9 protein-coding genes and 1 tRNA gene are annotated in these 14,177 nt (G+C 71.4%); 8 read left to right on the plus strand and 2 right to left on the minus strand.

Going from position 1 to position 14,177, the window contains the following annotated elements; genetic code table 11:
* From A8W25_RS27175 to A8W25_RS27185, 3 genes are read left to right on the plus strand one after another with little or no spacing between them, the layout of a single operon-like run.
* Complete coding sequence (locus tag A8W25_RS27175; RefSeq protein WP_067166125.1) at window positions 1-372, plus strand: DUF742 domain-containing protein; 372 nt, start codon at window positions 1-3, stop codon at window positions 370-372.
* Entirely contained in the window at window positions 350-964 is a 615-nt protein-coding gene (locus A8W25_RS27180) for a GTP-binding protein (RefSeq protein ID WP_067166128.1), read from the plus strand. Before A8W25_RS27175 ends, A8W25_RS27180 begins: the two co-directional genes overlap by 23 nt.
* A complete protein-coding gene (locus A8W25_RS27185; protein WP_067166131.1) occupies window positions 961-1,530 on the plus strand; it encodes a GAF domain-containing protein in 570 nt (189 codons plus the stop codon). The genes A8W25_RS27180 and A8W25_RS27185 overlap by 4 nt, the downstream gene beginning before the upstream one ends.
* Before the next feature lie 26 nt (window positions 1,531-1,556).
* On the opposite strand, the gene A8W25_RS27190 is transcribed toward A8W25_RS27185, so the two are convergent.
* On the minus strand, window positions 1,557-2,762 hold the full coding sequence (locus tag A8W25_RS27190; protein WP_067166135.1) for an acyl-CoA dehydrogenase family protein: 1,206 nt from the start codon (window positions 2,760-2,762) through the stop codon (window positions 1,557-1,559).
* A 609-nt stretch (window positions 2,763-3,371) separates the two neighbouring features.
* Here A8W25_RS27190 and A8W25_RS27195 point away from each other — a divergent pair.
* From A8W25_RS27195 to A8W25_RS27210, 4 genes are all read left to right on the plus strand, one after another.
* Window positions 3,372-4,556, plus strand: a complete 1,185-nt coding sequence (locus tag A8W25_RS27195; RefSeq protein WP_067166138.1) for a Gfo/Idh/MocA family protein — start codon at window positions 3,372-3,374, stop codon at window positions 4,554-4,556.
* A gap of 109 nt (window positions 4,557-4,665) precedes the next feature.
* Window positions 4,666-4,742, plus strand: a tRNA-Pro gene (locus A8W25_RS27200).
* 180 nt (window positions 4,743-4,922) lie between these two features.
* On the plus strand, window positions 4,923-7,145 hold the full coding sequence (locus A8W25_RS27205) for an NADP-dependent isocitrate dehydrogenase (protein WP_067167301.1): 2,223 nt from the start codon (window positions 4,923-4,925) through the stop codon (window positions 7,143-7,145).
* A 208-nt stretch (window positions 7,146-7,353) separates the two neighbouring features.
* A complete protein-coding gene (locus tag A8W25_RS27210; RefSeq protein ID WP_067166140.1) occupies window positions 7,354-8,397 on the plus strand; it encodes a trypsin-like peptidase domain-containing protein in 1,044 nt (347 codons plus the stop codon).
* Between the two features lie 2,806 nt (window positions 8,398-11,203).
* Here A8W25_RS27210 and A8W25_RS33030 read toward each other — a convergent pair.
* The gene (locus tag A8W25_RS33030) at window positions 11,204-12,259 is read right to left on the minus strand and encodes a lipoate--protein ligase family protein (protein WP_079126494.1); all 1,056 of its coding nucleotides are present in this window, start codon (window positions 12,257-12,259) and stop codon (window positions 11,204-11,206) included.
* An 84-nt stretch (window positions 12,260-12,343) separates the two neighbouring features.
* On the opposite strand from A8W25_RS33030, the gene A8W25_RS27220 reads away from it, so the two are divergent.
* Window positions 12,344-14,140: a gamma-glutamyltransferase family protein gene (locus A8W25_RS27220; RefSeq protein WP_067166146.1), complete on the plus strand. Its 1,797-nt coding sequence runs from the start codon at window positions 12,344-12,346 to the stop codon at window positions 14,138-14,140.
* The last annotated feature ends 37 nt before the right edge of the window (window positions 14,141-14,177 follow it).

Genomic DNA, 14,177 nt, shown 5'->3' on the forward strand with positions numbered 1-14,177 from the left:
GTGCCGGCCCCGCAGGACGGACCGTGGCTCGACGACGCGGCCGGGCGGCTGATCCGCCCGTACACCGTGAGCAACGGCCGCACCCGGCCGACCGCCACGCTGGACCTGCTCTCCCAGGTGATGGCGACCGGGCAGCCGCCCCAGACACATCTCGGGCCCGAGCACTCGCAGGCGCTCGGGCTGTGCGAGGGGCCCACCTCGGTGGCGGAGATCGCGGCCCATCTGCGGCTGCCCGCCGTCGTCACCAAGGTCCTGCTGTCCGACCTGGTGGACTGCGGGGCGGTGACGGCCCGTGCGCCCCGCTTTCACCACACCCCGACCGACCGTTCTCTGCTGGAGGCAGTGCTCGATGGCCTACGACGACGGCTCTGACGTCAGCCTTGCCGTGGATCTCTTCCCCACCGCGCTGAAGATCCTCGTCGCCGGCGGCTTCGGGGTCGGCAAGACGACCTTCGTGGGCGCGGTCAGCGAGATCGAACCGCTCTCCACCGAGGAGTTGCTCACCACGGTCAGCGTGGCGCACGACAGCCTCGAAGGGGTGGAGTCCAAGACCACCACCACGGTCGCCATGGACTTCGGGCGCATCACGCTCGACGAGCAGCATGTGCTGTACCTGTTCGGCACGCCCGGGCAGGAGCGGTTCTGGTTCATGTGGGACGAGCTCTCCGAGGGTGCGCTCGGCGCGGTGATCCTGGCGGACACCCGGCGCCTGGAGGACTGCTTCTCCGCCGTGGACTTCTTCGAGCGGCGCGGGATCGGCTTCCTCGTCGCGGTCAACGAGTTCGACGGGGCCTTCCGGTACACCCCGGACGAGGTCCGGTCCGCCATAGACCTCAAGCCGGAGGTTCCCGTCGTGCTGTGCGACGCCCGTATCGGCAGCTCCGGGATCGGCACCCTGGTCACCCTGGTCCAGCATCTGCTGTCCACCTTTCCGGCCGCCACCAGCCATGGAGCCCACACATGACGTACGACCCCACCGGCCATCTGCTGCTCACCCCGGTCGACCGGGAGGCACCGGTCCGCGTGCAGCGGCTGCGCCAGCTCGGTATGGGGGAGCATCCCGATCCGGCGTTCGACGAGTTCGCCCATAAACTCGCGGAGGTCACCGCGGCGCCCTATTCGATGGTCAACTTCATCGACGAGAACCAGCAGTTCTTCGCCGGGCTGCACACCCCGGAGGGGGCGCACGCGGACACCGATCTGAACGCGGTGGCCGCGTCCGGCGGGGTGAGCCGGTTCATGGCCCGCGACCACGGCTACTGCCCGCATGTGGTGGTGCGCCGAAAAGCCCTGGTCCTGGAGGACGTCTGCGACTACCCGCGCTTCGCGGGCAACCCGGTGGTCGACGAGATCGGCATCCGCTCCTATCTCGGCGCCCCGCTGATCGACCGGACCGGGATCGCGCTCGGCACCATCTGCGTCGTCGACACCGAGCCGCGGCCGTGGGGCCGGGCGGGCCTGGAGACGATCAAGTCGATGGCGGCCGAGCTGATCGAGCAGATCCATCGCCGGGAGGACGGCGGCTTCTGACCGCCGCCCCACCGGCTCCCGCGCGGTCAGTGGGCCGCCGCGAACTCCTCCATGCGTACGGCATCGGAGAGCCGCTGTGACCACTGGCCCTTCGTCGTGCCCAGTGCCACTTCGGCCAGCCGCAGCAGCTGGACGTCCGTGGTGCCGGCCGGGGCGAAAATGTGGTGCGCGTCGCGCAGATAGCGCTCGATCGGACGGTCGGTGAAGAGACCGGCCGCCGCGTGGATCTCCATGGCGCTGCGCGCCGAGTCGAGCGTGGACTCCACATTGACCACCTTGGCGTTCATCAGCTCGGCGTCGCACGGCAGGCCCTGGTCGAGCAGATGCACCGCGTGGTACGCGGCGAGCCGGGCCGTCATCAGCCGGGACTGCAGCCGGCCCAGCTTAATCTTGATGTTGGGCAGTTCGTACAGCGGCTTGCCGTAGCGGATCCGCTCCGTGCAGAACGTGGTGGTCTCCTCCAGGATCGCCCGGTGGATCCCGAGCGAGACGGCCGTGAGATTGGCCCGGCCGTACAGGACGCTGGAGGAGTAGGCCACGGCGAGCCCGTCGCCCTCCTCGCCGAGGCGGCTCTCCACCGGCACCCGGCAGTTGTCGAAGTGGAGCTCGCCGAAGCTGAAGCCGTGCAGCCCCATCGTGTCGCGCTCGGCGCCGACCGAGAACCCGGGCCGGTCGGACTCGACGAGGAACGCGGTCAGCCCCCGCGAGCCGGGGCCGGTGCGGACGACCACGCCGTGCACATCTCCTACATGACTGTTTCCGACGTACACTTTGCGGCCGTTGAGGACGTAGTCGTCGCCGTCGCGGACCGCGCTCGCCGTCATCCCCAGGACATGACCGCCGGACTCGGGCTCGGTCACGGCGATCGTCGGGAGGCAGTCACCGGCGGAGATGGCGGGGAGCCAGTGCTTCTTCTGCTCCTCGCTGCCGAAGTGGACTATCTTGGCCACCCCCAGCTGGGAGGCCTGCGCCATGGCGCCCATGGCGCCGCTGACCCGGGACAACTCCTCGATGATGATGGTCTTCCCGAGGTGTCCGACGCCCATTCCCCCGTACGACGGGCTGACGGTCGCGCCTATCCAGCCCTGCCGGGCGATCAGCCGGGACAGGTCGTACTGGACGGAACGTGCCGCCTCCATCGCCGCTATCCGGGGCCGGATCTCGCATTCCGCGAACTGCCGTACACACTCCCGCAGTTGGTGATGCGGGCGGCTGCTGAAGTATCCGTCCATGGCGAGCCCTCCTCCGCGAAACGCCTGCTCGTAACGGTGTTCGAGCAGGTGGTGCATCGGCAGTGGTCCCCGTCCCGAAGAGGCCGACCTCATCATGTTGTTGATCATTCGGTGGCGCTTCAACGCACTTGTCAACTTTGGCCGAAAGGCGGCGTGTTGACGTTTGACTACTGGTGTGTTCTGTGAGGTTGGCCTCCTCGGTTCCACTCGGTTGGCATTCCCCGGTCCCCACTTTTTGCCACATGCCAACGGCAAAGGTTTCGTGGGCATACGGCACTGAGGGACAGCTTTCGGTCCCGGATGTGCACAGGGACGGCATCCAGGAGCACCCCGGGGCGCGATTGGGCGCCGGGCGTGAACGCATTCGGAAGCCCGCAGGCCGCCCGTCGTACGGCCTCCGCCTGTGCGAACCTGATCGTTTCACGATGCGACGGCCAAGCGCTGTTCCGGACCGGCGCGTTGGAGTGGGCCAGGTGGTGGCAGCGCGAAAGAGCGGGCCCAGGTGCGGACTCCGGCGTGCGGCACCGGACCGGGCGCCGCTGTCATCATCGGGCACCGGACCGCTCCGGCGTGCCGGGCCACCCCGCCCAGACCGTAAGGAAGTTGACCATGACCGACCTCCGTATCGGCGTCCTCGGCTTCGGCCTGCGCGGCAGCCTCGCCCGCGTCGCCCACCGCCCCGGCCGAGGCTCCGTCGTCACCGCGCTCGCCGACCCCGACCCCCGGGCCCGCGCGCGGGCCGCCGAGGCCTTCCCCGACGCCGCCATGACGGGCGAGCACCGCAAGGTCGTCGAGGACCCCGAGATCGACGCGCTGCTCATCCTCACTCCCGACCACACCCACGCCGACCTCGCCTGCGAGGCCCTGCGCGGCGGCAAGCCCGTCTTCGTGGAGAAGCCCCTGGACATCTCGGTCGAGCGCTGCGACACCATCCTGCGCACGGCGCAGGAGACCGGGTCGCGGCTGTACGTCGGCCACAACATGCGCCATATGCCGGTGGTACGCCTGATGCGCGACCTCGTCGAGCGCGGGGCGATCGGCACGGTCAAGACGGTCTGGATCCGCCACTTCGTCGGCTACGGCGGCGACTGGTACTTCAAGGACTGGCACGCCGAGCGCGCCCGCACCACCGGTCTGCTGCTCCAGAAGGCCGCCCATGACATCGACGTACTGCACTGGCTGGCCGGCGGCTACGCGCGCGATGTCCAGGCGATGGGCGACCTCATGGTCTACGGGGACAATCCGCACCGGCGCGCTCAGGGCGAGCCCAAGGCGGACGACTGGTACACCAAGGACGGCCACTGGCCGCCGCACACCCAGCGCGCCCTCAACCCGGTGATCGACATCGAGGACGTCTCGCTGCTGAACATGCGCCTGGACAACGGTGTGCTCGCCGCCTACCAGCAGTGCCACTTCACCCCCGACTACTGGCGCAACTACACGGTCATCGGGGACGCGGGCCGGCTGGAGAACTTCGGCGACGGGCCGGGCAGCCGGGTCAAGGTGTGGAACGCCCGGCGCTCCCACTTCCGGGAGGAGCCCGACGAGGTCCACGAGGTGCCGCCCGCCCGGGACGACTCCGGCCACGGCGGGGCGGACCCGCTCCTGATCGACGAGTTCCTGCGCTTCGTGCGCGAGGGCGGCCGCACGGACACCTCGCCGGTGGCCGCGCGGATGGCGGTGGCGGCGGGGTACGAGGCGACCATGTCCCTGCGCGACGGCGGCACGCCCCGCCGGGTCGAACCCCTCGATCCGGAGCTCGCGGCCTATTTCGCGGCGGGTCAGCTTCGCTGAGACGGTCCGCCGGGCCCGTCGGCCGAAAGGGGTTCGTGACCACCGGTCGAAGTGCGGTATTGTTCTCGTGCACCTTCGGCCGGGGGAAACCCGCAGGTCAGAGGGGCATCGGGACGTGGCGCAGCTTGGTAGCGCACTTGACTGGGGGTCAAGGGGTCGCAGGTTCAAATCCTGTCGTCCCGACCAGCGTTTTCGCAGGTCGGAAGCCGTCTTCTCCATCGGAGAAGGCGGCTTTCCGTGCGTTTTCACCCCGTTTCGCGGCCCGCTCCACGGCCCGCCGCTCCACGGCAGGGCCCTGTCCGGCCCGGGCCCGTCACGAGATATCTTGATGTCGAGCAATGTTGCATACGTGGAGTGGAGCACCCGGTGACTGACTCGACCATCATCTACACCCACACTGACGAGGCGCCCGCGCTGGCGACGTACTCGTTCCTGCCTGTGGTCCAGGCGTATGCCTCGACGGCCGGGGTCACTGTGGAGACGCGGGACATCTCGCTGGCCGGGCGGATCATCGCCCACTTCCCGGAGTACCTCCAGGAGGGGCAGCGCATCGACGACGCCCTCGCCGAGCTCGGCGAGCTGGCGAAGACGCCCGACGCCAACATCATCAAGCTGCCGAACATCTCGGCCTCGATCCCGCAGCTCAAGGCCGCCGTCGCCGAGCTGCAGGCGCAGGGCTACGCGCTGCCGGCCTACCCGGACGACCCGCAGACCGACGAGGAGCGCGACGTCCGCGCCCGCTACGACAAGGTCAAGGGCAGCGCCGTGAACCCGGTGCTGCGCGAGGGCAACTCCGACCGCCGCGCCCCCGGCTCGGTCAAGAACTACGCCAAGGCCCACCCGCACCGCATGGGCGCCTGGACCGCCGAGTCCAAGACGAACGTGGCGACCATGGGCGAGAACGACTTCCGCTCCACGGAGAAGTCCGCGGTCGTCTCCGCGGCCGGCTCGCTCCGTATCGAGCTGGCGGCCCAGGACGGCACCACCACCGTGCTGCGCGAGTCCGTACCGGTCCTGGCGGGCGAGGTCGTCGACGCCTCCGTGATGCGCGTCGCCGCGCTGCGCGAGTTCCTCACCGAGCAGATCGCCCGCGCCAAGGCCGAGGGCGTGCTGTTCTCGGTGCACCTCAAGGCCACGATGATGAAGGTCTCCGACCCGATCGTCTTCGGTCACGTGGTGCGCGCCTTCTTCCCGGCGACCTTCGCGAAGTACGGCCAGGCGCTGGTCGCCGCCGGTCTGTCCCCGAACGACGGCCTCGGCACCATCCTCAAGGGCCTGGACTCCGTGCCGCACCTCGGCGCCGAGATCAAGGCGTCCTTCGAGGCCGAGCTCGCCGAGGGCCCGGCTCTCGCCATGGTCGACTCCGACAAGGGCATCACCAACCTGCACGTCCCCAGCGATGTCATCGTCGACGCCTCCATGCCGGCCATGATCCGCACCTCCGGCCACATGTGGGGCCCCGACGGCCAGGAGGCCGACACCCTCGCGGTCCTGCCGGACAGCAGCTACTCCGGCGTGTACCAGGTCGTCATCGACGACTGCCGCGCCAACGGCGCCTTCGACCCGGCGACCATGGGCTCGGTCCCGAACGTCGGTCTGATGGCGCAGAAGGCCGAGGAGTACGGCAGCCACGACAAGACCTTCGAGATCGCCGCCGAGGGCACCGTCCGCGTCGTCGACGCCGAGGGCAACGTCGTCCTGGAGCAGCCGGTCGCCGCCGGTGACATCTTCCGGATGTGCCAGACCAAGGACCTGCCGATCCAGGACTGGGTCAAGCTCGCCGTCACCCGCGCCCGCGCCACCGGCGACCCGGCCGTCTTCTGGCTGGACGCCGAGCGCGCCCACGACGCCGTGCTCATCGAGAAGGTCAAGACCTACCTCGCGGAGCACGACACCGACGGTCTTGAGATCAAGATCCTGTCCCCGGTCGAGGCGACCGCGTTCTCCCTGGAGCGCATCCGCCGCGGCGAGGACACGATCTCCGTCACCGGCAACGTGCTGCGCGACTACCTGACCGACCTGTTCCCGATCCTGGAGCTGGGCACCAGCGCCAAGATGCTCTCGGTGGTCCCGCTGATGAACGGCGGCGGCCTCTTCGAGACGGGCGCCGGCGGCTCCGCGCCCAAGCACGTCCAGCAGCTGGTCAAGGAGAACTACCTGCGCTGGGACAGCCTGGGCGAGTTCCTGGCCCTCGCGGTCAGCTTCGAGCACCTCGCCACGACCAAGGGCAACGCGCGCGCCCAGGTCCTGGCCGACACGCTCGACCGCGCCACCGGTGCCTTCCTCAACGAGGACAAGTCCCCGAGCCGCAAGCTCGGCGGCATCGACAACCGCGGCAGCCACTTCTACCTGGCCCTGTACTGGGCCCAGGAGCTGGCCAAGCAGACCGACGACGCGGCGCTCGCGGAGGCCTTCGCGCCGCTGGCCAAGACGCTGGCCGAGCAGGAGGAGACCATCGTCGGCGAGCTGATCGCGGTCCAGGGCTCCCCGGCCGAGATCGGCGGCTACTACCAGCCCGACCCGGCGAAGGCGGCGGCGGTCATGCGCCCGTCGGCGACCTTCAACCAGGCCATCGCCACCCTGGCCTGATCCGCGGCGGCACCCCCACCGCCCCGGCCGGCATCACGCCCGGCCGGGGCGGTCGCCTTTTCCCCGGCTTTTCCCGTCGCCGCGCCGAGCTTTTCCGGTTCTCCCCGCGCTCCCGGAAGGTTTCCGCGGCCGACCTTCGCCGACCTGCCGCGAAAGCGCCCCCGCGCTGGCACCATGGGGAAATTCCGGCGGTGCTTCAGGGGGAGCGATGGTCGAACTGTCCGTGGAAGAGCGTCAGCGGCTCGTCACCCTGCTGACCGCCGTGCCGGTCCTCGGCTCCCCGTCCGGGCGCGCCGAGATCCTGGCCCTGGCCGGTCTGGGCGGCCTCGTCCCGCACATCGACCTCGAAGGTCCCACGCTGGTGGCGGTCAGCCGCATCGTCACGCACCTCTCCGCGTACGGCAGGGTCTCCTACGACCACGAGGCCCTCGGTCTGCTCCTCAACGTGATCGCCACCCTCACCGGCAAGGAGCAGCAGGACTTCCTCGCCGCCCTGCTGCTGCGCCACCGCATGATGGTCCCGGTCTCCCCGGCCCCGGCGGTCACCGTCTGGAAGGGTGCCACCAGCCCCGGCGGGGTCGAGGAGAAGATCATCGCCGCCAATACGCTGCGGCCGGTCCACTTCCTGGAGCTCGCCCTGGCCGCCGCCCGGCCGGTCTGCCAGATCGTGGTGGAGCACGGCGCCGGCCGCTGGACCGGCACGGGCTTCCTGATCGCGGACGACCTGCTGCTGACCAACCATCACGTACTGCCGCACGCGAACCTGCTCGGCGGCGCCCGCTTCCTCTTCAACTACGAGGACGACTCGTCGGGGCGGCCGCGCCCGGTGCACGAGGTGCGCGCCACCGGGCGGCTCCATCTGGCCGACGAGCGCCACGACTTCGCGCTCGTCGAGCTCGCGGAGAGCCCCGGCAGCGAGTGGGGGCATCTGGAGATGTCCGGTGAGCCGCCCCGGCAGGGCGACCGCGTCAACATCGTGCAGCACCCGGCCGGGCGGCCCAAGCAGATCGCGCTCCAGAGCAACTTCGTGGAGTACGCCGACGCCGATGTCGTCCAGTACGTCACGGCCACCCTGCCCGGCTCCTCCGGCGCCCCCGTGCTCACCGACGACTGGCGGGTCTGCGCGGTCCACCACGCCGGCGGCAATCTCCAGGAACCCGCCACCGGCAGCTACTACTACCGCAACGAGGGGATCCTGCTGAGCCGGATCCTGCGCGAACTCCCGCCCGACGTCCGCTCCCGCCTCGGCTGAGCCATTGCACCCCGGAGAGAGGGCCATGCCCGATTCGGACCGCGCCGGGCTGCGCGGCAGACTCATCCAGAGCTTCGCCACGCTGCCCGGTATGAACGAGCCCGGGCAGCGGGCGTTCCTCCTGGAAAGCGCCGGATACGGCGAGATGCTCCAGCGCGTCCCCTCCCACACCACCACCGTCTCCTTCTTCACCTCGGTCATCGCCCTGGTCGCCGGGGAAGGCCCGCGCGCCCTCGCGGACTTCGTCCGCGCGCTCGCCGCGGTGGCGGTCGTCGGGGTGGACCGCCAGGAGGCGATGGCCCGGCTCGCCGACGAGGTCGCCGGGCTCGACCCCGCCGACCTCGACGCGCTCACCGCCACCGGCACCCCCTTCGCCGGACTGCGCGAGCGGGCCCGGCGCACCACCCTGCGGGAGATCTCCGAGATCGGCTCCAAGTACCTGCGCGAGCTCTACTTCCGCCACCGCGAACTGGAGGACCGCGTCGAGGAGTTCCTGGCCAACGACAGCACCTGTCTGCTGGTCGTCTCCAAGCCCGGCCGGGGCAAGACCAATCTGCTCTGCTCCCTCGCCGAGCGCCGCCTGGAGGACTCGCTGGTCCTGCTGATGTCGGCGCGCGTGCCGGTCTCCGAGCCGCACGGGCTGCTCAGCCTGGTCGCCACCCGCCTCGGCTACGGCGCCGACTGGCCCGGCTGCTTCGCCGACCTCGCCCGCACCGCCGCCCCCGGCCGTCCGCCGCTGCTGCTCCTCGACGCGATCAACGAGTCCCCGGCCAAGCCGGAGGCGATGAAGGCGGCGCTGCACGAGCTGCTGCGGCAGGCCGAGAGCGCCGGGGTGAAGGTGGTGGTCACCTGCCGCACCGACTTCTGGCAGTTCTACCGCGCCCCGTTCTGGGCCAGCTACGTCTGGCAGCGCGAGCCGGTGCAGCACGGCCCGAGAGCCACGCCCGCGACCCGGGTCGAGGACGTGCCGCTCTTCCCCCTCGACTCCTTCCCCGAGGTCGCCGCCGCCTACTTCGGCGCCTTCGGTATCCGGGGGCGGCTGCGCGGCGAGGCCGCCGAGCGCTGCCGGCACGCGCTGGTGCTGCGCATCCTGTGCGAGGCGTACCGCGACCGCGACATCGGCGTCGTCGAGGACTTCCGGCTCTTCCGCCTCTTCAAGCTGTTCTGGGAGCGCAAGGTCGCGCAGGTCGCGTACGCCACCTCGCTCAAGGGGAAGGGCGCGGTGGCCGAACTCGTCCTGGAGGTTGCCCGGTTGATGCGGCAGAGCCGTTCGACCTCGGTGCCGCGCAGCGCCGTCGCCGCGACCCTGCGGGCCACCGCCGCCGAGCTCGACAGCAGCGACTCGCTCTACAGCCGGGTCATCGACGAGGAGATCATCCTTGAGGAGAGCATCGACGAGGAGATCGGCGTCCGCAATGTCGTCTTCATCTACGACCGGTTCGCGGAGTACGTCCTGGCGCTGAGCCTCTACGTGGACCAGGCCTGGGAGGCCAAGCACCCCGACGACATCGCCGCCGACGCGCTCGTCCTGATGGCCCAGGAGCCCGGATTCGCCACCCTGCGCGGCGCGCTGGAGTTCCTGGTGCTGCGCCTGGAGGACCGCAGGGCGGCCGACGAGGCACACCTCGCGGTGATCCGGGCGATGCTGGAGCGCGACTGGAAGTGGCGGGGGATCGGCACCCAGCTGGTCTTCCAGCTGGACCCGCACGGGGCCCGGTTCTGGGACTTCGTGGACGAGCTGTCCTCGCGGCAGTCCGACTTCGTCCGCCGCATCGTCGCCGAGCAGATGGACCGCCTCGCGGTCACCGGCGGCCCGCAGATGCTTCGCGCCCTCAACCGCCTGCTGTGGGACGGCAACGCGACGGTACGGGCATCGGCGCGCCGCACCCTGCTGCGGCTGCCCCCGGAGGTGGCCGCCGAGGAGGCCCGGCTGCTGCTCGCCCGCCCGGGCCACGACGCCCTGGAGCTCGCGGCCCAGGTCCTGGTCGGCACGCCCGGCGACGGCGGGGTGGCGCTGGCCGCGCATGCGGAGTCGCTCGCGGCCGATGACCCGGATCCGCGGTTGCTGGACGCCGTCCTCGCGGCGCTGGAGGCGGCCCGGGGGCCCGCGTACACCGAACTGCCGTGGCTTCAGCGGTGCGAGGAGGCGTTCGCCCGGCTTCCGGGGCAGCTCGGCGACCACTACCGGGAGCGTGTGCGGGCTGTGCGGCTTGAGCGGACGCGTGATCTCCAGCACGATGTGCGGCTGATGCGCGAGGTGTACGAGCGGGACGGCGTCGGGGCGGATTCGTGGAGGCTGTCGGCCACGCCGGGTGGCGGCTTCCGGCTTCCGGCGCTGCGGACGGAGACGTCCGGGCTCTACCGATTCTCGGGGAGTGAGCTCGCGGACGTGGCGCGGCGGGTCTTCGCGCCGCAGGGGGCTCTGAGCGACTCGCGGAGCGGTCTGCGCGACCGGATCGAGTCCTGCTGCCGGGCCGCCGGTCTGGCCATCCCGGAGCACGAGGCCCGTGCCATCGGCACGCCCGGGCAACTGGCGCTCTGGATCTGGGAGATGGAGCGCGAGAGGAGGCTTCGGCGCGGTGGTGTGGAGGCGCTGTCGGAGCGGCTGGCCACGCTCGCGCCCGCCGACCTGGTGCGGGAGTTCGAGGCGTACCAGCACGAGGACCGGCTGGCGCGGACCTCGCTCGCGGACCTACTCGAAGCCCTCTGCCAGGTCCTGCGCGACAGTCCCCCTAGGGGCGCGGGGGAACCGCGCGACCGGCCCCCACCGGCCCGCAGACGAACATCCGCCTCCCCGGCGGAGCGCTCAGGGCACCCTCGCCGTCCACTCCTCGTTCGAGAACTTCGTCTTCGCCAGTTCGCGGGCGCGGGACATCTCCTCGTCGGTGACCTGACCCTCGGCCAGCCCGTACCGCCCCCGGAACGAGGCGATCATCCGCTCGATGACCGCCTCGCGGGGCAGGCCGGTCTGGCGGCGCAGGGGATCGACACGCTTCTTCGCGCTCTTGGTGCCCTTGTCCGAGAGCTTCTCGCGGCCGATGCGGAGCACCTCCAGCATCTTGTCCGCGTCGATGTCGTACGCCATCGTCACGTGGTGCAGCACCGCCCCCTCGTCCGCGACCACCCGCTTCTGCGCGGCGCCCGCGATCTTGCCCGCGTCCGTGGCGATGTCGTTCAGGGGCTGGTACCAGGCCTTCACCCCCATGTCGCCGAGCGCGCCCAGGACCCAGTCGTCCAGATACGCGTAGCTGTCCGCGAAGGAGAGGCCCTGGACCAGGGCGTCGGGGACCGAGAGCGAGTACGTGATCGTGTTGCCCGGCTCGATGAACATGGCGCCGCCGCCCGACACCCGGCGCACCACCGTGATCCCGTGGCGCTCGGCGCCCTCCGGGTCGACCTCGTTGCGCAGCGACTGGAAGCTGCCGATCACCACTGCCGGCGCACCCCACTCCCAGACCCGCAGGGTCGGCGGCCGGCGGCCGGCCGCCACCTCGGCGGTGATCACCTCGTCCAGCGCCATGTGCAGGGCGGGGGACTGGGGGCCGTCGTGGATCAGCTGCCAGTCGTAGTCCGTCCAGTCCGTCGCGTGTGCCAGCGCACGGCGGACCGCGACGCCGACGCCCTCCGACGTCAGTCCGTACATCGTCGTGCCCGGCGGCAGCGCCGCGTCGATACGGGCGGCGAGCCCGGCGGCGTCGGTGTCGGCCGGGGCGCCCTCAAGGGCGCTGTTGATGGAGAGGATCGCCTCGTCCGGTTCCAGGAAGAAGTCGCCCGCCACCCGCACACCGCTCAGGACCCCGCCCTCGACGTCCAGGTCCACCACCACGAGCTTGCCGCCGGGGACCTTGTACTCACCGTGCACCGCTGCTCCTCCATCCGTTCCGAGCCCCATCAACGTTACGGGCGGGGTCTGACATTCCAGGACGGGCCGGTCTAGCCTGCGGGGATGTTCACCACCCGGCCCACCCTCCAGGGCACCTTCGGCATGGTGTCCTCCACCCACTGGCTCGCCTCGCAATCCGCGATGGCCGTTCTGGAAGACGGCGGCAACGCCTTCGACGCCGCCGTCGCGGCGGGCTTCGTCCTGCATGTCGTCGAGCCGCATCTGAACGGCCCAGCGGGAGAAGTACCGATCCTGCTCGCCCCTTCCGGGGACCCGGTGCGGGTGCTGTGCGGTCAGGGGACCGCGCCCGCCGGGGCCACCGTCGCCCACTACCGCGCCCTCGGCCTCGACCTGGTGCCCGGCACCGGGCCGCTGGCCGCCGCCGTGCCCGGCGCGTTCGACGCCTGGATGCTCCTGCTGCGCGACCACGGCACCAAGCCGCTCGCCGACGTCCTCAAGTACGCCATCGGCTACGCCGAGGACGGCCACCCGCCCGTCGAGCAGGTCGGGGAGACCGTGGAGAGGGTGCGCGCGCTCTTCGAGAGCGAGTGGCCCTCCTCGGCCGAGGTGTATCTGCCGGACGGCCGCGCCCCGCGCCCGGGGCGGCTGCTGCGCAACCCCGCCCTGGCGCGCACCTGGCGCCGCCTCCTCGCGGAGTCCGCCCCCACGCGCGCGTCCGCGACCGGAGACGCCCGGGTGCGGCAGATAGAGGCGGCCCGGCGGATATGGCGCGAGGGGTTCGTCGCCGAGGCGCTGGTGGCGCAGGCCGCCCGCCCCACCCTGGACACCAGCGGCGAACGCCACAGCGGCACCCTGACGGCGGCCGACCTCGCCGAGTGGTCCGCGACGTACGAGGACCCGGTCACCTACGACTGGAACGGCTGGACCCTCTGCAAGGCGGGCGGCTGGAGCCAGGGCCCGGCCTTCCTCCAACAACTGGCGCTTCTTCCGGACGAGTTGCCGCCGCACGGCTCCGACGAGTACGTCCACCTCCTCGTCGAGGGGTGCAAGCTCGCCATGGCCGACCGGGAGGCCTGGTACGGGGACGCGGCCGGGGTGCCCCTGGCCGAGCTGCTCTCGGACGGCTACAACGCGGCCCGGCGCGCGCTGGTGGGGGCGAAGGCCTCGTACGAGCTGCGGCCCGGCAGCCCGGGCGGGCGCCCGCCCCGGATCGCCCGCGAGGCACTGCGCGCGCGTGGCTCCGGCACGCCGGCGGCGGGTGCGGGGGAGCCGACCGTGGGCCCGGACGGCACCACCCGGGGCGACACCTGCCACCTGGACGTGGCCGACCGCTGGGGGAACATGGTGGCCGCGACCCCGAGCGGCGGCTGGCTCCAGGCCAACCCGGTCGTCCCCGAGCTCGGCTTCCCGCTCGGCACCCGGCTCCAGATGACCTGGCTGGAGGAGGGACTGCCGAACACGCTGACCCCGGGGCGCCGCCCCCGTACGACGCTGTCGCCCACCCTGGCGCTGCGCGATGGCCTCCCGGTGCTGGCGTTCGGCACGCCCGGCGGGGACCAGCAGGACCAGTGGCAGCTGCACTTCTTCCTCGCCGTCGCCCTGGGAGCGCAGGAGCGCGGCGGTCTCGGCCTCCAGGGCGCGATCGACGCCCCGAACTGGCACAACGAGTCCTTCCCGAGCTCTTTCCATCCCCGGGTGACCCGGCCGGGCGCGGTCACGGTCGAGGCCCGGACCCCCGAGGAGGTGGTGGCGGGGCTGCGGCGGCGCGGACACCGGGTCACGGTCGGCGGCGCCTGGACGGAGGGGCGGCTGTGCGCGGTCGCCCGCGACCCGGCGACCGGGATCCTGTCCGCCGCCGCGAATCCGCGCGGGATGCAGGGGTACGCGGTGGGGCGGTGACCACGGGCGTCCGGTGACGTCACCTCGATGACGCCCG

This window comes from Streptomyces sp. ERV7, from assembly GCF_001653515.1.
Taxonomy (GTDB): Bacteria; Actinomycetota; Actinomycetes; order Streptomycetales; family Streptomycetaceae; genus Streptomyces.

What these genes read in the sequence shown, in the direction of transcription:
- A8W25_RS27180 (WP_067166128.1), top strand. Translation starts at nt 350, where the DNA reads ATGGCCTACGACGACGGCTCTGACGTCAGCCTTGCCGTGGATCTCTTC.
- A8W25_RS27185 (WP_067166131.1), top strand. Translation starts at nt 961, where the DNA reads ATGACGTACGACCCCACCGGCCATCTGCTGCTCACCCCGGTCGACCGG.
- A8W25_RS27190 (WP_067166135.1), bottom strand. Translation starts at nt 2,762, where the DNA reads ATGGACGGATACTTCAGCAGCCGCCCGCATCACCAACTGCGGGAGTGT.
- A8W25_RS27195 (WP_067166138.1), top strand. Translation starts at nt 3,372, where the DNA reads ATGACCGACCTCCGTATCGGCGTCCTCGGCTTCGGCCTGCGCGGCAGC.
- A8W25_RS27210 (WP_067166140.1), top strand. Translation starts at nt 7,354, where the DNA reads ATGGTCGAACTGTCCGTGGAAGAGCGTCAGCGGCTCGTCACCCTGCTG.
- A8W25_RS27220 (WP_067166146.1), top strand. Translation starts at nt 12,344, where the DNA reads ATGTTCACCACCCGGCCCACCCTCCAGGGCACCTTCGGCATGGTGTCC.